Here is a 15,797-nt window from a genome sequence, read left to right on the forward strand (position 1 = left end):
CGCGCCGTTTACCGGGTCGCGCGCGTGCGGACCCGGTGAACGACGCATCGACGCCGGTCACACCGGCTGCGGCCGCTGCAGCTTGCGCAGGCGGATCGCGACGCCCACCTGCAGCGCGCCGTAGACCAGCGCGCCGATCGCGATCCAGAACGCGACCGCCAGCATGCCGAGGCCAGGGCGGGCGAAGAACAGGATGCCCAGGGCCAGCGCGAGCACGCCGCTCATCAACAGCAGCCATTCGCCGCGCACCAGCTTGCGCACCTGCACCGCGAATACGACTCGCGCCAGGCCGGCGATCACCAGCCACAGCGCCAGCAGCCACAGCAGGGCCCCGGCCATCTGCGCCGGCTGCAGCACCGCAAGCAGGCCGAAGCCGATCGAGATTGCCGCATACAGCAGCAGCAGCCAGTTGGGCAGGGCGATATCCCGCCGGAAGATGCTGAGCAGGCTGACCAGTCCGTCGGCCAGCGACAGCACGCCGAAGGTCAGCACCAGGGCCAGCACCGAGCGGTCGGGCCAGAACAGGGACGCGAGGCCGAAGGCGATCGCGATCACGCCGTAGAACAGGAACAGCCACCAGCTGCGGCTGACGTCAACAAAAGGACCGGCCATTGCGCGCTCCATTCGCACCGGCGGCGGCCGGCCCGGGGCCACTGTACGCCTCTCGCACGCGGCAAACGTGACGCCGGTCACGGTGCCCGCGCGCAGACCCAGGCGTCGACCCGGGCGACCCCGGCGCGGTGCAGCGCGACGGCCGCCGCGTGCAGGGTGGCCCCGGTGGTCATCACGTCGTCGACCAGCACGACATGCGCGGGCAGCGCGACGCGGCGGTCGACGCCGAACGCGCCGCGCAGGTTGCGTCGCCGGGTCGCGGCGTCCAGCTCCGACTGCGGCGCGGTGGCGCGGTGGCGGACCAAGGCCCCGGGCAGCAGCGGCAGGCCCAGCGCCCGTGCCAGCGGCCTGGCCAACTCCAGCGCCTGGTCGTAGCCACGACGGCGCAGCCGGCCCTGGTGCAGCGGCACCGGCAGCAGCGCGTTCGGGCGCGGCAGCGCGGCAAAGCGCAGCGCCATCGCATCGGCCAGCAGCCGCCCCGCGGCCAGGTCGCGGTGGAACTTGAACCGCGGCAGCAGCCGGTCCACCGGCGCGGCGTAGCGGAACGCGGCATGCACGGCCTGCAGCGGCGGCGGGTGCTGCAGGCAGGCGCCGCAGGACGCCGCGGCCACCGGCAGGGGCAGGGCGCAGCGCCCGCAGGCGGCATCGTTCCACGGCAGCGCGGCCGCGCAGGCGGGGCACAGGTCGCTGCCCGAGGGCGCGGCTTCAGCGCAGGCCAGGCAGCGCGCCGGACACAGGCGCACACCCAGCCGGCGCCACCAGCCGTCAACCGGCGCGCCCTGGATTCGGTTGACAGGCCCCGGCATGCTTTCCAGACTGCCGGCCCGCCTCCGCCGTGTCTGTCAGGGAAAGCCGATGCCTGCCGTCAGTCCGTTCCGTTCCGCCGCCGCCCCGGGCGCTGCGCCGATCCGCCACGATTGGACGACCGACGAGGTCGCGGCCCTGCTGGACCTGCCGTTCACCGAGCTCCTGTTCCGCGCTGCGCAAGTGCATCGCCAGCATTTCGACCCGACCGAGGTCCAGGTCAGCACCCTGCTGTCGGTCAAGACCGGCGGCTGCCCCGAGGATTGCGCCTACTGCCCGCAGGCGCAGCGCTACCACACGGGAGTCGAGGCCACCAAGCTGATGTCGACCGAGGCGGTGCTGGAGAAGGCGCGCGCGGCGAAGGACGCAGGCGCCTCGCGCTTCTGCATGGGCGCGGCCTGGCGTTCGCCCAAGGACCGCGACATCCCCAAGGTCGCGGCGATGATCCGCGAGGTGAAGGCGCTGGGGCTGGAAACCTGCGCCACCCTGGGCATGCTCAGCGGCACCCAGGCGCAGGCGCTCAAGGGCGCGGGCCTGGACTACTACAACCACAACATCGACACCGATCCGGAGTTCTACGACGCGGTGGTCCGGACCCGCGAGATCCAGGACCGGTTCGACACCCTCGAACACGTGCGCGACGCGGGCATGAAGACCTGCTGCGGCGGCATCGTCGGCATGGGCGAGACGCGCCGCCAGCGCGCCGGCTTCCTGCGCACCCTGGCCAACCTGCCGGCGCACCCGGACTCGGTGCCGATCAACCGCCTGGTGCAGGTCGAAGGCACGCCGCTGCACGGCACCGCCGAGCTCGATCCGTTCGAGTTCGTGCGCACCATCGCGGCCGCACGCCTGCTGATGCCGGCTTCGATGGTGCGGCTGTCGGCCGGGCGCGAGCAGATGTCCGACGAACTGCAGGCGCTGTGCTTTGCCGCCGGCGCCAATTCGATCTTCCACGGCGAGAAGCTGCTGACCACCGGCAACCCGGACGTGGCCCGCGACCAGGCCCTGTTCGAGCGTCTCGGCCTGCGCGCGATGCAGGTCAGCGTGGACGCACCAGGCCACGACCATGGTGGTACCGTGCATGCGGACATCTCGGCCGGGTGCGACGCAGGCATTGTCGACCCCGCCCCGGGATACCGCGCGGCAGGGGGCCGCGTCTGACAGGGAACGCCGTCATGTCGACCGAACGCCCGGATCTGCACGCCCGCGTGGCGGCATCGCGCGAACAGCGCAGCGCCGGATCGGCGCGCCGCGTGCGCCGCGAGGTGCTGCGCCGCGACGGTGTCCGCTGCGAGGTGGCCGATGGCCACGGCGGCACCCGCAGCCTGCTCAACTTCTGCAGCAACGACTACCTGGGACTGTCCCAGCATTTCGCCGTGGTCGGCGCGATGCAGGACGCGGCCGCGCGCGATGGCGCCGGCGGCGTCGCCTCGCACCAGGTCTGCGGCCACCACGCCATCCACGGCGCGCTCGAGCGCGAACTTGCCGACTGGCTGCAGGTGCCGCGCGCGCTGCTGTTCGGCAGTGGCTTTGCCGCCAACCTCGCGGTGCTGCAGTCGCTGCTGGGCGACGAGGACGTCTGCGTCCAGGACCGGCTCAACCACGCCAGCCTGATCGACGGTGCGCGCCTGGCCGGCTGCCGCCTGCGCCGCTATCCGCACGTCGACGTGGAGGGTGCGCTGCGGCAGCTGCGCGGCGCGCCCGACGGTGCGGCGATGCTGGCGACCGACGGCGTGTTCAGCATGGACGGCGACATCGCGCCGCTGCGCGAGCTGGCGATCGCCGCGCGCGTGCAGCGTGCGCTGCTGTATGTCGACGATGCGCACGGCATTGGCGTGCTGGGGCCCGATGGTCGCGGTTCGGTCGCCGCCGCGGGGCTCGATGCCGCGGCCGTGCCGCTGCGCCTGATCACGCTCGGCAAGGCGCTGGGCAGCGCGAGCGCGGTGGTGGCGGGCGATGCCGACCTGGTCGAGCACCTGGCCGAAACCGCGCGTCCCTACCTCTACACCACGGCGCTGCCGCCGGCGCAGGCCGCGGCCGCGCTGGCGGCGGTCAAGCTTGCGCGCCGCGAGCACTGGCGCCGCGAGCGCCTGCAGGAGCTGGTGCAGCGCTTCCGCGCGCGCGCCACGCAGCATGGCCTGCAGCTGCTGCCGTCCGAAACCCCGATCCAGCCGCTGTTGTGCGGCGACAACGCGCGCGCCATGGCCATGTCCGAATCGCTCGAGCAGGCCGGCTACTGGGTCGCCGCGATCCGCCCGCCGACCGTACCCGAAGGCCAGGCGCGGCTGCGCGTCGCCTTCAGCGCCGCGCACGAGCCCGCGCAGGCCGAAGCCCTGGCCGACGCGATGGCACTGGCCCGCGACCGCGCCGACGTCACCGCCAGCCGCAGCGCATGACCCGCTCCGATGTCCATGGCCGCGTCGCGCTTGCGGCGATCGGCCTGGCGCTGCTGTCGGCGCTGTTCTTCACCATGACCTACGTGCTCAACCGCGCCAGCGCCAGCGGCGGCGGGCACTGGGCGTGGCTGGCCTGCCTGCGCTACCTGATCACCCTGCCGCTGATGCTGCCGCTGATGCGCATGCAGGGCGGGATGGCACCGGTGCTGCGCGCGATCGCCGCGCATCCCTGGGCCTGGCTGCGCTGCGCGGGCATCGGCTTCGTGCTGTTCTACGTGATGCTCTCCTACGCCGCCGCCAGCGGGCCGTCGTGGCTGGTGGCCGGCTCGTTCCAGTTCACCGTGATCGCGGGAATGCTGTGCGCGCCGCTGCTGTACCGCGACGCGCGCCGCCGCATCCCGCCGGCGGGCCTGGCGGTGGCGGGGCTGATCCTGGCGGGCGTGCTGCTGATGCAGTTCGGCCACGCCAGCGGTGCGCTCGATCGCGCCGCCTGGATCGCGCTGGGCTGCGTGCTGGTGGCGGCGGTCGCCTATCCGCTCGGCAACCGCCTGCTGCTGCTGCACCTGGAACGCAGCGGCGAGCCGCTCAACGCCACCCAGCGCGTGTTCGGCATGACCCTGGCCAGCCAGCCGCTGTGGCTGCTGCTGGCCGCCTATGCGGCGCTGCAGGCGGGCCCGCCCACGCTGGCCCAGGTCTGGCTGGCGGCGGGCGTGGCGCTGTCGGCGGGCGTGATCGCCACCATCCTGTTCTTCCAGGCCACCGGCATGGTCCGCGACCAGCCGCTGGCGCTGGGCGCGGTGGAGGCGATGCAGGGCGCCGAAGTGGTGTTCGCGGTGCTGCTGGGCGTGCTGCTGCTCGGCGAGCCCCTGCCTACCGGCATGTCGCTGCTGGGCGCGGCGGTGGTGGTCGCGGGCATCATCGCGTTCGCATGGGCGGTGGCGCGGCCGGCCGCGGGCCGGGGTGAGACGCGCGTGCTGCGTACGGACAAGGGTGCATGAACGACACACTTCAGATCGAAACGACCGGCCACGGGCCGGACCTGGTGCTGCTGCACGGCTGGGCCATGCACTCGGGCGTGTTCGCGGCGCTGGCCGAACGGCTGGCGACGCGCTTCACCCTGCACATGGTCGACCTGCCCGGCCATGGCGGCAGCCGCGACAGCGCGTTGCCGCTCGCGCTCGAGCCGGTGGTCGAGGCCTTGGTCGCGCGCGTGCCGCGGGCGCTGTGGGCGGGCTGGTCGCTGGGTGGACTGTTCGCGCTGCACGCCGCGGCCACGCGCCCGGCGCAGGTGCGCGGCCTGGCCATGGTCTGCGCCAGCCCACGTTTCGTGCGTGGCGACGACTGGCCGCTGGGCATGTCGCCGGAGATCTTCCGCGGCTTCGCGCTGGGCCTGCGCGCCGACTATCGCGCCACGCTGGAGCGCTTCATCGCGCTGGAGGCGTTCGGTTCGGACGATGCGCGCCACGAGATGCGGGTGCTGCGCAACGAGGTGTTCGCACGCGGCGAGCCGGCCGCCCACGTGCTGGCCGATGGCCTGGCGCTGCTGGAAACGGCCGACCTGCGCGGCGTGCTGCCGACGCTGGCGATGCCGAGCCTGTGGCTGGCCGGGCGCCGCGACCGCTTGGTCGATCCGCGCGTGATGCAGGCCGCCGCCGCGCAGCTGCCGCAGTCCGAGGTGGTGGTGGTCGAACACGCCGGGCACGCGCCATTCCTGACCCACGCGGACGAAGTGGCAACCGCGATCGCCGCACTGGCTGATCGCATCGAAGGCGATGCGCGATGAGCCGCACGCCTGATCCGCTGTTCGACGCACGCCAGGTGCGGCGCGCGTTCTCGCGCGCTTCCGCCGGATACGCGTCCGCTTCGACGCTGCAGCGTGAGGTCGAAGCGCGGCTGCTGGAATCGCTCGATCTGCTGGCCTTGGACTCTGAGCGCGAGCGCGATTGGCAGCCAGGCCTGGTGCTGGATGTCGGCAGCGGCCCCGGCCACGCCGCGCAGGCGATGCGCCAGCGCTGGCCCAAGGCGCGCATCGTCGCCCTCGACCTGGCCCTGCCGATGCTGCGCACGATGCCGGCGCGCGCCGGCTGGAACCCGCTGCGGCGCCCGGTCGATCGCGTCTGCGCGGACCTGCGTGCGCTGCCGCTGGCCGATGGCAGCGTCGACGTGCTGTTTTCCAACCTGTGCCTGCAGTGGGTCGCCGACCTGCCGGCCGCATTCGCCGGCTTCCGCCGCGTGCTTCGCCCCGGCGGCGTGCTGCTGTGCTCGACCTTCGGTCCGGACACGTTGTGGGAGCTGCGCGAGGCTTTCGCCCGCGCCGACGATGCGGTGCCGCACGTGAGCCCGTTCGCCACCATCGCCCAGTTCGGCGATGCGCTGATGCACGCGGGGTTCCGCGACCCGGTGCTCGATCGCGACCTGTTCGTGCGCGGCCACCCCGACCTGCCCGACCTGATGCGCGAGCTGCGCGCCATCGGCGCCACCAACGCGCTGCACGCGCGCCGCCACACCCTGACCGGGCGCGCCCGCTTCGCCGCGGCCGCCGACGCGTACGAGCCACTGCGCGGGCCGGACGGCCTGCTGCCGGCGAGCTGGGAAGTGATCACCGCGATGGCCTGGGCACCGCAGCCGGGCGCACCGATCCGCGAGGGCGGCAACGAGATTGCGAGTTTTCCGGCAAACCGGATTCCGGTGCGGCGACGGGGGTGAGCGCGGGGCGCATCCCGCCACCGCGGGCCCCCACCCAACCCTCCCCCGCAAGCGGAGGAGGGCTTTACCGCATCGCTGTTTTGCTCCCTCCTCCGCTTGCGGGGGAGGGCTGGGGTGGGGGCGCTCCCGCCGCGACGGCGCCGATTCACACCGCCCGCCCTAGACTCGCCCCGATCCTTCCCCCGGACCAGCCATGAAATCGCTGCTTGCCGCCCTGTGCCTCTCGCTCGTCCCCGCGTTGGCCACGCACGCCCAGTCCCCGAGCATCGACCTGTCCGGCATCGATCCGATGCAGGTCATCGCCGGCGCCAACGATGTGCTGCTGCGCGCCCCCGACACCGACATCGACCGGCTGTTCAAGGCCGTCCACGCGGCCTCGCGCGACGAGCGCGAGGCGCGCGGTCTGTGCGCGCTGTTCGAACCCGATGCCGACCGCAGCCTGCTGGGCCTGCAGCGCGCAGCCAACGCCCTCGGCGAACAAAGCCGCATCCGCTTCATCGACGCGGTCACCGCGGTCGCGGTCAGCGGCCTGCAGGGGCCGCCGGCCGCCTATGACCCGGCCACCGGCGAGCAGGCGCTGAAGGCCGCGACCGTGACCGGGATGATGCTTCACGACGGCTTCCTGCTCGGACTGTCGAGCACCGGCCGCGACCACGCCAGTCGCGACGCGCGCTGCACCGCGTTCCGGCAGATGGTCGACGTGCTCGATGGATTCAGCCCCGGCGAACGCGTCGCGGCAACCCGCTACCTGCTCAGCGAAGGCCTGTCGCGCTACGGCGCCGACCTCTGATCCAACGCCATCACGGCGCGACCGCACCGCAACCAACCCGCGCGACCGTCTGCTGCAGGAGCGGCTTCAGCCGCGATCGTCGCGTGCAGATGGCACCGGACATCCGGTCGCGCCTGAAGGCGCTCCTGCAGGGAAGCGATGCGACATCGCAGCAACCCCGTCGACGCTGATCTGCTTTCCGCAGGAGCGGCTTCAGCCGCGATCGTCGCGCGACAGATGGCGCTGGACATCGTTCGCGCCTGAAGACGCTCCTACGGCAGCGCCGACCGTGGACGTTCCGATCGCGCCGCTTCGCGCGGCTTCATCGGAGCCGCAGGCACGACCATCGGCTTCGCGCCCTGCATTTGCACAGCCGGCCGTACACTCGTCCGCGGCGGCGGCGCCAGCGGCTGGCTGCCGCTGCGGCGCCGGCGTTCGACGTTCTGGTGCACGCGTACCCAATCCACGTACATGCGCTGCGGGAAGGTGCTGCCCGTATCCGGGCTGCCCGGCCAGCTGCCGCCAACGGCGACGTTGAGCAGCAGGAAGAAGGGCTGGTCGAACACCCAGGGCCCGCGCGCCTCCACCTGCGCGCGCGTGACCGCGTAGAACTGCACGTCGTCGACGAACCAGCGGATGCCGGTCGCATCCCACTCGACCGCATACACGCGGTAGCCCGCGTCGGCGCGCTGGCCCAGGTCGTGGGTGCCGGCGAGTGGCGTATTCCCCGAATAGCCCGGCCCGTGCAGCGCGCCATGCGTGAGCGTGGGCTCGGAGCCGACGTGCTCCATGATGTCGATCTCGCCGCTGTGCGGCCAGCCGACCTGGTCGAAGTTGGCGCCCAGCATCCAGAACGCCGGCCAGATGCCCTGCGTCTGCGGCAGGCGGATGCGCGCCTCCATGCGGCCGTGGCGGAACTCCTGCTTGGCGCGCGTGACCATGCGGCTGGAGCTGTACTGGCAGGCGCCGTACCAGCAGGTGGCGCCGGCGGGGGCGCCGCGACGTGCCTCGATCACCAGCACCCGGCTGTCGGCCATCGAGTCGTACTGGATGAAGGCGTTGCGGCCGTCGGTGTAATGCTGCAGCTCCTGGTTGCCCCAGCCGTGGCCGCCGGTTTCGAAGCTCCAGTTGCCGGCATCGATGGTCTCGAACTCGTCCGACCAGACCAGGCTGGTGGATGCTGGCGCGGCATCGACGCCGACCTGCCGCGGCGCGCTGCCCGAGGCGCAGGCCGCGGACATCGACGTCGCGGCCAGCGCCGCGGTCGCCAGCAGCATGCGCCACGAATACGTCGAACCTGTCATGCGTCGTTCCCCTGGTGTGCTGTCACGATCCGTTCTGGCGAACCTGGGCCTGCCAGTCGGCGAGGTTGCAGTAGTTGCTCACCCGCGCGATGCGGCCATCGCGGACCTCGAAGAACGCGCCGCCGGGCAGCACATAGCGCTGCCCGTTGGCCGGCGGCAGTCCTTCGTCATCGGCCAGGTATTCGCCGTGCACCACGTACTCGGCGGCGAGCCGCGCACCGTCGGCGGTCGCCATCACCACGATGTCGTGCAGCTGTTCGCGATAGCAGCGGTCCATGCGCGCCATGAACGCGGCAAAGGCCTCGCGACCGGTCTGGCGCGGCCCTTCGTTGAGGTCGTGCACGACGTCGTCGGCGAGCAGGGCCAGCATCGCCTCGCGGTCGCCGCGGTTGAAGGCGGCGTAGTAGGCCAGCACCAGTTCGGTGCCGCGATCATGGAGGCGGTTGCCGTCGATGTGCATCAGCAGGACCCCGCAGGCGCGTGGATCCGCGCCCGGCGATGATAGCGCGGCGGCTAGCGCGGGCGGACGAACAGGTCGCGATGGAAGAAGTAGACTTCGCGCGCGAGGAATTCCCAGCGCGTGCGGAACGAACGGAAGCGCGTGCTCGGCGTCGGCGATCCGAGCGCATCGATGCCCAGGCCACGACACAGGCGCAGCGCGCGCGCCATGTGCAGCGGATCGCTGACCACGATCGCGCGCTCGAGGCCGTTTTCCTGCATCAGCCGGCGCGCCTCGAACAGGTTCTGGAAGGTGGTCTGCGAGGTCGATTCGATCAGGATCGCCTCATCGGGCACGCCGGCGCGGATCGCGTAGCGGCGCGCCACCTGCGATTCGGCGAAGCGCGCGCCGCCGCCGCCATAGCCGCCGGTGAAGATCAGCTTCTGCGTCAGTCCGCTGCGGAACAGGTCCAGGCCGTGCTCGATCCGCGCCTTGAACACCGGCGAGGGCACCGCGTCGTACGCGGCCGCGCCCAGCACGATGACCACGTCGGCCTGCGCGGCCTGGTCGCGCTCGCCGACCCAGTGGATCCAGCCTGCCACGCCACCCAGCCACAGCACGCACAGCAGGATCAGCCGCAGCAGCCAGCGCGGGAATCGTCTGCGGCGCGGCGCCGTGCGCTTCATGCCGCCACCCACGGCAGCCGATCGGGATCGGCGTTGCCGCCGGTCAGCACGATGCCGACGCGACGCCCGGCAAAGCGCGCCGGATACGCCAGTACCGCCGCCAACGCCACCGCCGAGGACGGCTCGACCAGCAGCTTGAGCTCGACCAGCAGGCGCCGCATCGCCGCAATCGTGTCTGCGTCCTCGACCGCCAGCACCTGCGCGCCGTGCGCGTGCAGGATGCGAAAATTCAACTCGCCCACGAGCGTGCGCAGGCCGTCGCAGATGGTGTCCGGGACGAAACCGGTGCAGCGTTCCCCGCGCTGCAGTGATTGGAGCGTGTCGGCGGCGCCGGCGGGTTCGGCAAGCACCAGCTCGACCCCGGTCGCCATTCCGGCCAGGGCGATCGCGCTGCCGCTGGCCAGCCCGCCGCCGCCGACCGGCACCACCACCACGTCCAGGTCGGGCACTGCGTGCAGCAGCTCCAGCACGGCCGTGCCCTGGCCGGCAATCACCCGCGGATCGGCGTAGGGGTGGACCAGGGTGGCGTCGCTCGCCGCCTGCACCCTGGCGCACATCGCCTCGCGCGCCTCGATGGTCGCAGCGCATCGATGCAGTACCGCGCCCTGCTCGGCGATCCGCGCGAGCTTGGCGCCGACCGCGCCGTCGGGCACCACCACGTGGCAGGGAATCCCGCGCAGCCGCGCGGCCAGCGCCAGTGCGCCGCCGTGGTTTCCGGAGGAGTGGGTGACCACGCCACGTGCGGCCTCGCCGTCGGAAAGCGAAAACACCGCATTGCAGGCGCCGCGGAACTTGAACGCGTTGCCGCGCTGCAGGCATTCGGCCTTGAACACCAGGCGGCAGCCCGCCAGCGTATCGAATGCCGTGGCGCGCAGGACCGGAGTCACCCGCGCATGGCGCGCGATCCGTGCCGCCGCGTCCAGCACGTCGTCGAACTGCGGAAGCGGCGGGACGGCAGACATCGAGCACAGACTAGCCGATCGCCGGGAGCCGTGTTCAGGTACCGCAACGTGATACCGGCAGGATTAAGCACGGATTCAATGGGTCCGGTCGATGCTGCAGGTTCGCAGAACGGGGGGTAGGCCATGATCCACAAGCTGTTGGTCCCGCTGATCGCCGCAGCGGCGTTGTCGGGCTGTGCCAGCGACTACTACCATCGCGGCAGCGGCGGTGGCGACTATTACTACGGCAGTCCCGCCTATTCGACCTACTACGGCGCGCCCTACAGCTCGCTGGGCTACGGCGCGGGCGGCTGGTATGGCGGCGTGGGCTATGGATACGACCGCTACTCGCCCTACCGGCGCCATTACGGTTACGGCGGCTGGGGTGGCGATGCCTACTACGGTGGCCAAGGCTATTACGGCTACTCGCGCTGGCCGTACGGCTACTACCCGTACCATCCCCGTCCGCGGCCGCGGCCCGATGACGAGCGGCCGCCGACGGTCGAGCGCGTCACCGGCGGCAACCAGCCGCCGCGGCGCATGATGGCGCCGCAGCCGCAGCAGTCGTCACCCGCCCTCCAGCGGATGCGTCGTTCGGGGGACGCGCCGATGATGCGTCCTGCGCCCAGGCCGGGCATGTCCATGCCCGCACCGCAGCAGCCGCGCATGCAGCAGCGTCGCAGCTCGCAGCCGCTGTCGCCGGCGGCGCCGGCGATGCGGCCTGCCCCCGCCAGCGCCCCACGGATGGCCCAACCGGCACCGCGTCCGCAGACAGCAGCCCCGCGGGCGACATCGCGGCCCGCACCTCGGTCCGAGCGGTCGGGATCGCGGGTATATGACGATCGTTCCGAACCGTAGGTCGCAAACCACTTGCACCCGGCGCAAGGCGGGTGCAAGCTGCCCCTCACTGACCGGTTGCGTCGGATTACGACGTAATCCGGTCCAGAGCGACAAAATAGTTCGCTAGTCGACGCCCGGCGGGGGATACCGGATCCCCCCTGTTCCGCTCCCGCCGGGCGTCGGCGCCTCCTTCGCGAGGCGCCGGGCGCCGCACCAGAAGCCCCACAAGGGCTGCGGAGTCCACAAAAGAATGGGGCCGGATGTCCCCCGACATCCGGCCCCTTTGCTTCCCCGGGTTGTGCATGGCCAGCCCTGTTCCAATCTCCGGCCGCGCCCCCCAAGACGCTTGCCAACCCGGGTGCGGGAGTAAGGGTCGCAGGAAGCGTGCCAACTCATCCGGATCTGCCGGCTACCGGCCCCATCGCGCCTGACCGTGCCGCTTGCCGCAGTTGCAGCCGTGGACGCCGGACCGGAACATGCCGCAGCTTTCGCGCCCCCGCGGCGCCATCGACTTCCATGACCCCAGACTTCCATCGCTACGACGTGATCGTGATTGGCGGCGGCCACGCCGGCACCGAGGCCGCGCTCGCGTCCGCGCGCGCAGGTGCGCGCACCCTGCTGCTCACCCACAACATTGAGACCGTGGGTGCGATGAGCTGCAACCCGGCCATTGGCGGCATCGGCAAGGGCCACCTGGTGCGCGAGATCGACGCGCTGGGCGGCATCATGGCGAAGGCCGCCGACGCCGCCGGCATCCAGTGGCGCCGGCTCAACGCTTCCAAGGGGCCGGCGGTTCGGGCGACCCGCGCCCAGGCCGACCGCGCGCTGTATCGCGCCTTCATTCGCCGCGCGGTGGAGCATCAGCCGGGCCTCACCGTATTCCAGGCCGCAGTCGACGATCTGGTGATCGAAGGTGACGCGGTGCGCGGCGCGATCACCAACACCGGCCTGCGCTTCGACGCACCGGCGGTGGTCCTCACCGCCGGCACCTTCCTCGCCGGCAAGGTGCATATCGGCGAGACCCAGTACGCGGCCGGGCGCATGGGCGATCCGCCTGCGGTGACGTTGGCCGCGCGCCTGCGCGAGCGCCCGTTCAAGGTCGACCGGCTCAAGACCGGCACGCCGCCGCGCATCGATGGACGCACGCTCGACTATTCGGTGATGGTCGAGCAGCCCGGCGACGATCCGCGCCCGGTGTTCTCGTTCATGGGTTCGCACGCCGGCCATCCGCGCCAGGTGTCGTGCTGGATCGCCCAGACCAGCGAGCGCACCCACGCGATCATCCGCGGCGCGCTGCATCGTTCGCCGCTGTACTCGGGGCAGATCGAGGGCATCGGCCCGCGCTACTGCCCGAGCATCGAGGACAAGGTGGTGCGTTTTGCCGAGAAGGCGAGCCACCAGATCTTCGTCGAACCCGAGGGGCTGGACGGCGTGGAGATCTACCCCAACGGCATCTCCACCTCGCTGCCGTTCGACGTGCAGCTGGCGCTGGTGCGTTCGATCGCCGGCTTCGAGCAGGCGCACATCACGCGTCCGGGCTATGCGATCGAGTACGACTTCTTCGATCCGCGCGGGCTGAAGACCTCGCTCGAGACCAAGGCCATCGCCGGGCTGTTTTTCGCCGGCCAGATCAACGGCACCACCGGCTACGAAGAGGCTGCGGCGCAGGGCCTGCTGGCCGGGGTCAACGCCGCGCGCTGCGTGCGCGGGCTGGCGCCGTGGTCGCCGCGGCGCGACCAGGCCTACCTCGGTGTGCTGGTCGACGACCTGATCACCCACGGCACGTCCGAGCCGTATCGCATGTTCACCTCGCGCGCCGAGTACCGCCTGCAGCTGCGCGAGGACAATGCCGACCTGCGGCTGACGCCGGTGGGCCGGGAGCTTGGCCTGGTCGACGACGCGCGCTGGTCGCGCTTCGAGGCCAGGCGCGAGGCGATCGCGCGCGAGACGCAGCGCCTGGGCGGCTTGCGCGCCTCGCCGCACAACGCCGCCGGTCGCGAAGCGACGCAGCTGCTGGGGATCGAGCTGAGCCGCGAAAACAGCGCGCTCGACCTGCTGCGGCGGCCGGAGCTGGACTACGCCAGGCTGGTATCGCTGCCGGCGTTCGCGCCGGATGCGGCGGTGGCGCCGGACGTGGCCGAGCAGGTCGAGATCGAGACCAAATACGCCGGCTACCTGCAGCGCCAGCGCGACGAGATCGCGCGCCAGCAGCGCAACGAGGGCACGTCGATCCCTGATCGGCTCGACTACGCGCAGGTGCGCGGCCTGTCGGCCGAGGCCCGCCAGAAGCTCGAGCGCGTGCGCCCGCAGACCATCGGCCAGGCGCAGCGCATTCCCGGCATGACGCCTGCGGCGGTGTCGGTGCTGCTGGTGCACCTGGCCCGGCAAAAACCGGGCGCAGCCGCTGCAGGCGCGCCGCGCACGGCGGCGGGGTGATCATTCGACGGGTGATGACGAGGGGCCTGTTCTGATGCCTGTCATTTCGACCGCAGGGAGAAATCTCCGCAGACGCCGCGGCCCTGGATTTATCCCTGCGGTCGAAATGACAGGCGTTCTGTCCTGTCAGGCATGCGGCTCCCAGCGTCTCAGAGAGAAATCCAGGGTCGGGATGCTGCGATGCCGCGGCCGGCCAGATTTCTCCCTACGGTCGAAATGACAGGATTGCCGGCGGGCAAGCGTCGCTTGCCCGCCGGCAGCGCTGTTGCCCGGAGCAGGTGGACGGCGCAGCGGTCTCAGAACTTCCAGGTCGCGCGCACGTACAGGTCGTCGTCCCGGCGCGGGCCCGCGGCGCTGGCGGGCAGGTCGATTTCCTCGCGGCGGCGGACGCGCGCGTCGAGCTGCCAGGCTTCCGCGGCCTGCCAGACCCAGCGCGCCTCGAGCATCTCGTCGTTGGGGCGGAAGTCGCTCGACAACAGCCAGCCGTCGGCGACGCGGCCATAGACGATGCCGAAGTCGTGGTCGGGCAGGACGTCCATGAAGCTGAAGGAGGCCTGCCAGGACAGCGCGTCGGCGTCGCCGATGCCGGAGTTCACCGCTTCGCGGCGCGGCGTTTCGGGCGCCCAGCCGATCTCGCCGCCGAGCCGGAACTTCGTGCCGCCCTGGCCCAGCGGCCATTCGGCGGCGGCCTTGGCGGTCACCGCCAGATAGTCCTCCAGCGCCGGATCGGCGAGGCCGTTGGAGCGCAGCGCGGACGGCAGCCAGGTCATCGTGACCATGCGCTGCACCACGGGGCCGATCGCGGTTTTGGATTCGGCCGCCACGAACAGGCTGGCGCGCGAGCCGCTATCGGCGAAGTCCAGCGGCGGGCGCAGCGCCCCAGTGGGGCCGCGACGATCGTTGTGGCGCGCGATCACGTGCGTAGTCCAATCGCTGCCGCGCCACTGCCACCAGATGCCGTCGGTCCAGCTGATGTCGAAGTTGGTGCTGTCGTTCTGGTCCAGCGACTTCTTCATGATGTCGTCGATGCCGAACGCAGCCTGGAAGCGGCCCAGTCGCAGGCTCCAGGGTGATTGTGCCGAACGGTATTCGAGGTAGGCCTCGTCGATGGTGGCGTGGCCGTCCTCGAGTCCCCCCGGCCCGGGCGCGTAGGTCCGCAGCCAGAACTCGTCGTTGCTCTGTTCGGTGTCCAGGCGCGCGGCCACGCGGCCGCTGGCGTGCCAGCCGCCACCGAGTTCGCCGCGCACGCGCAAGCGCGCGCGGGCGCGGACGCTGTCGGCGTCGGTGGTGGCGCCGCTGCGGGCGCGGGTTTCAGAGCTGACGTAGCCGAAGCGGACGTCGCCGCTGGTCTGCCAGGTATCGTCGGCCTGCGCGCCGGCGGTGGTCAGCGCGAGTGCGAGCAGGAGGGGGGCGGGACCACGCAAGACGGGCGTGGACCTGTGGCGGGACGGGTCGGGATGCGGGGGCATGGGGGATCACCTGACGATAGGCCCGGTGAAGATGCCGGACGGCGCGAGTATGCCCGCCGGCCGCGGTCGCGACCTTGACGCGGATCAGGCAGCCACCCGTGACGCGTAGGCAAGAACGCTCAGTCCGTCGTGCCGGCAACTGCGCGGCCCGCGGCCCCGGCGGGTCAATGAAATGGCTTCAGGTCGGCGCCTGGCGCGGATGGCGCTCCAGCCACTGCGCCAGCCGCTGGCGGTAGTCCTGCAGCTCCTCGGCGTAGCTGTCGTTGACGCAGGGATCGCAGCCGCTGTCGCAGCAGTCGCTGGGCAGCGGCGGCTCGGGCGGGATCGGGCGCGGATCGTGGTCGGGGTGGAGGAGGGTGTTCAAGCTCGGTGGCCGGAGCGGCGGTATGGCGTTG

At 71.8% G+C, this 15,797-nt stretch carries 16 protein-coding genes; 8 read left to right on the top strand and 8 right to left on the bottom strand.

Features of this window, described 5'->3' with window-relative positions:
• Positions 1–57: 57 nt before the first annotated feature.
• Complete coding sequence (locus ACW5DW_RS16405) at positions 58–612, bottom strand: HdeD family acid-resistance protein (RefSeq protein WP_457020369.1); 555 nt, start codon at positions 610–612, stop codon at positions 58–60.
• Positions 613–689: 77 nt separating this feature from the next.
• Complete coding sequence (locus tag ACW5DW_RS16410) at positions 690–1,418, bottom strand: double zinc ribbon domain-containing protein (RefSeq protein WP_457020371.1); 729 nt, start codon at positions 1,416–1,418, stop codon at positions 690–692.
• A gap of 49 nt (positions 1,419–1,467) precedes the next feature.
• On the opposite strand from ACW5DW_RS16410, the gene bioB reads away from it, so the two are divergent.
• The 6 genes from bioB (at position 1,468) to ACW5DW_RS16440 (ending at position 7,308) form a co-directional block, all read left to right on the top strand.
• Positions 1,468–2,577, top strand: coding sequence for a biotin synthase BioB (gene bioB / locus ACW5DW_RS16415; protein WP_457020373.1), 1,110 nt, complete (start codon positions 1,468–1,470; stop codon positions 2,575–2,577).
• Positions 2,578–2,591: 14 nt separating this feature from the next.
• A complete protein-coding gene (bioF, locus tag ACW5DW_RS16420; protein ID WP_457020374.1) occupies positions 2,592–3,812 on the top strand; it encodes an 8-amino-7-oxononanoate synthase in 1,221 nt (406 codons plus the stop codon).
• A complete protein-coding gene (locus tag ACW5DW_RS16425; protein WP_457020375.1) occupies positions 3,809–4,810 on the top strand; it encodes a multidrug resistance efflux transporter family protein in 1,002 nt (333 codons plus the stop codon). Before bioF ends, ACW5DW_RS16425 begins: the two co-directional genes overlap by 4 nt.
• Positions 4,807–5,595: a pimeloyl-ACP methyl ester esterase BioH gene (gene bioH / locus ACW5DW_RS16430; RefSeq protein ID WP_457020377.1), complete on the top strand. Its 789-nt coding sequence runs from the start codon at positions 4,807–4,809 to the stop codon at positions 5,593–5,595. The genes ACW5DW_RS16425 and bioH overlap by 4 nt, the downstream gene beginning before the upstream one ends.
• Positions 5,592–6,518, top strand: coding sequence for a malonyl-ACP O-methyltransferase BioC (gene bioC, locus ACW5DW_RS16435; protein ID WP_457020379.1), 927 nt, complete (start codon positions 5,592–5,594; stop codon positions 6,516–6,518). The genes bioH and bioC overlap by 4 nt, the downstream gene beginning before the upstream one ends.
• A gap of 193 nt (positions 6,519–6,711) precedes the next feature.
• A complete protein-coding gene (locus ACW5DW_RS16440) occupies positions 6,712–7,308 on the top strand; it encodes a hypothetical protein (RefSeq protein ID WP_457020381.1) in 597 nt (198 codons plus the stop codon).
• Positions 7,309–7,559: 251 nt separating this feature from the next.
• Here ACW5DW_RS16440 and ACW5DW_RS16445 read toward each other — a convergent pair whose 3' ends face one another.
• The 4 genes from ACW5DW_RS16445 to ACW5DW_RS16460 are packed head-to-tail and all read right to left on the bottom strand — an operon-like array spanning position 7,560 to position 10,678.
• Positions 7,560–8,591, bottom strand: coding sequence for a glycoside hydrolase family 16 protein (locus ACW5DW_RS16445; RefSeq protein ID WP_457020383.1), 1,032 nt, complete (start codon positions 8,589–8,591; stop codon positions 7,560–7,562).
• A 22-nt stretch (positions 8,592–8,613) separates the two neighbouring features.
• Positions 8,614–9,051 carry a ketosteroid isomerase-related protein gene (locus ACW5DW_RS16450; RefSeq protein WP_457020384.1) on the bottom strand — a complete coding sequence of 146 codons (438 nt, stop codon included), beginning with the start codon at positions 9,049–9,051 and terminating at the stop codon, positions 8,614–8,616.
• A 53-nt stretch (positions 9,052–9,104) separates the two neighbouring features.
• The gene (locus ACW5DW_RS16455) at positions 9,105–9,716 is read right to left on the bottom strand and encodes a YdcF family protein (RefSeq protein ID WP_457020385.1); all 612 of its coding nucleotides are present in this window, start codon (positions 9,714–9,716) and stop codon (positions 9,105–9,107) included.
• A complete protein-coding gene (locus ACW5DW_RS16460) occupies positions 9,713–10,678 on the bottom strand; it encodes a pyridoxal-phosphate dependent enzyme (RefSeq protein ID WP_457020386.1) in 966 nt (321 codons plus the stop codon). Before ACW5DW_RS16460 ends, ACW5DW_RS16455 begins: the two co-directional genes overlap by 4 nt.
• A 123-nt stretch (positions 10,679–10,801) precedes the next feature.
• On the opposite strand from ACW5DW_RS16460, the gene ACW5DW_RS16465 reads away from it, so the two are divergent.
• Together ACW5DW_RS16465 and mnmG are read left to right on the top strand one after the other, a co-directional pair.
• A complete protein-coding gene (locus ACW5DW_RS16465) occupies positions 10,802–11,515 on the top strand; it encodes a hypothetical protein (RefSeq protein WP_457020387.1) in 714 nt (237 codons plus the stop codon).
• Positions 11,516–12,013: 498 nt separating this feature from the next.
• Entirely contained in the window at positions 12,014–13,933 is a 1,920-nt protein-coding gene (mnmG, locus tag ACW5DW_RS16470) for a tRNA uridine-5-carboxymethylaminomethyl(34) synthesis enzyme MnmG (protein ID WP_457020388.1), read from the top strand.
• Between the two features lie 296 nt (positions 13,934–14,229).
• Here mnmG and ACW5DW_RS16475 read toward each other — a convergent pair whose 3' ends face one another.
• Entirely contained in the window at positions 14,230–15,402 is a 1,173-nt protein-coding gene (locus tag ACW5DW_RS16475) for a porin (RefSeq protein WP_457020389.1), read from the bottom strand.
• Positions 15,403–15,580: 178 nt separating this feature from the next.
• A complete protein-coding gene (locus ACW5DW_RS16480; RefSeq protein ID WP_457020390.1) occupies positions 15,581–15,766 on the bottom strand; it encodes an oxidoreductase-like domain-containing protein in 186 nt (61 codons plus the stop codon).
• Positions 15,767–15,797 lie beyond the last annotated feature (31 nt).

The organism is Luteimonas sp. A482 (assembly GCF_054072655.1).

Excerpts from the sequence above, each read along its gene's own strand:
- ACW5DW_RS16405 (WP_457020369.1), bottom strand. The coding sequence starts at position 612 with ATGGCCGGTCCTTTTGTTGACGTCAGCCGCAGCTGGTGGCTGTTCCTG.
- ACW5DW_RS16410 (WP_457020371.1), bottom strand. The coding sequence starts at position 1,418 with ATGCCGGGGCCTGTCAACCGAATCCAGGGCGCGCCGGTTGACGGCTGG.
- bioB (WP_457020373.1), top strand. The coding sequence starts at position 1,468 with ATGCCTGCCGTCAGTCCGTTCCGTTCCGCCGCCGCCCCGGGCGCTGCG.
- bioF (WP_457020374.1), top strand. The coding sequence starts at position 2,592 with ATGTCGACCGAACGCCCGGATCTGCACGCCCGCGTGGCGGCATCGCGC.
- ACW5DW_RS16425 (WP_457020375.1), top strand. The coding sequence starts at position 3,809 with ATGACCCGCTCCGATGTCCATGGCCGCGTCGCGCTTGCGGCGATCGGC.
- bioH (WP_457020377.1), top strand. The coding sequence starts at position 4,807 with ATGAACGACACACTTCAGATCGAAACGACCGGCCACGGGCCGGACCTG.
- bioC (WP_457020379.1), top strand. The coding sequence starts at position 5,592 with ATGAGCCGCACGCCTGATCCGCTGTTCGACGCACGCCAGGTGCGGCGC.
- ACW5DW_RS16440 (WP_457020381.1), top strand. The coding sequence starts at position 6,712 with ATGAAATCGCTGCTTGCCGCCCTGTGCCTCTCGCTCGTCCCCGCGTTG.
- ACW5DW_RS16445 (WP_457020383.1), bottom strand. The coding sequence starts at position 8,591 with ATGACAGGTTCGACGTATTCGTGGCGCATGCTGCTGGCGACCGCGGCG.
- ACW5DW_RS16450 (WP_457020384.1), bottom strand. The coding sequence starts at position 9,051 with ATGCACATCGACGGCAACCGCCTCCATGATCGCGGCACCGAACTGGTG.
- ACW5DW_RS16455 (WP_457020385.1), bottom strand. The coding sequence starts at position 9,716 with ATGAAGCGCACGGCGCCGCGCCGCAGACGATTCCCGCGCTGGCTGCTG.
- ACW5DW_RS16460 (WP_457020386.1), bottom strand. The coding sequence starts at position 10,678 with ATGTCTGCCGTCCCGCCGCTTCCGCAGTTCGACGACGTGCTGGACGCG.
- ACW5DW_RS16465 (WP_457020387.1), top strand. The coding sequence starts at position 10,802 with ATGATCCACAAGCTGTTGGTCCCGCTGATCGCCGCAGCGGCGTTGTCG.
- mnmG (WP_457020388.1), top strand. The coding sequence starts at position 12,014 with ATGACCCCAGACTTCCATCGCTACGACGTGATCGTGATTGGCGGCGGC.
- ACW5DW_RS16475 (WP_457020389.1), bottom strand. The coding sequence starts at position 15,402 with ATGCCCCCGCATCCCGACCCGTCCCGCCACAGGTCCACGCCCGTCTTG.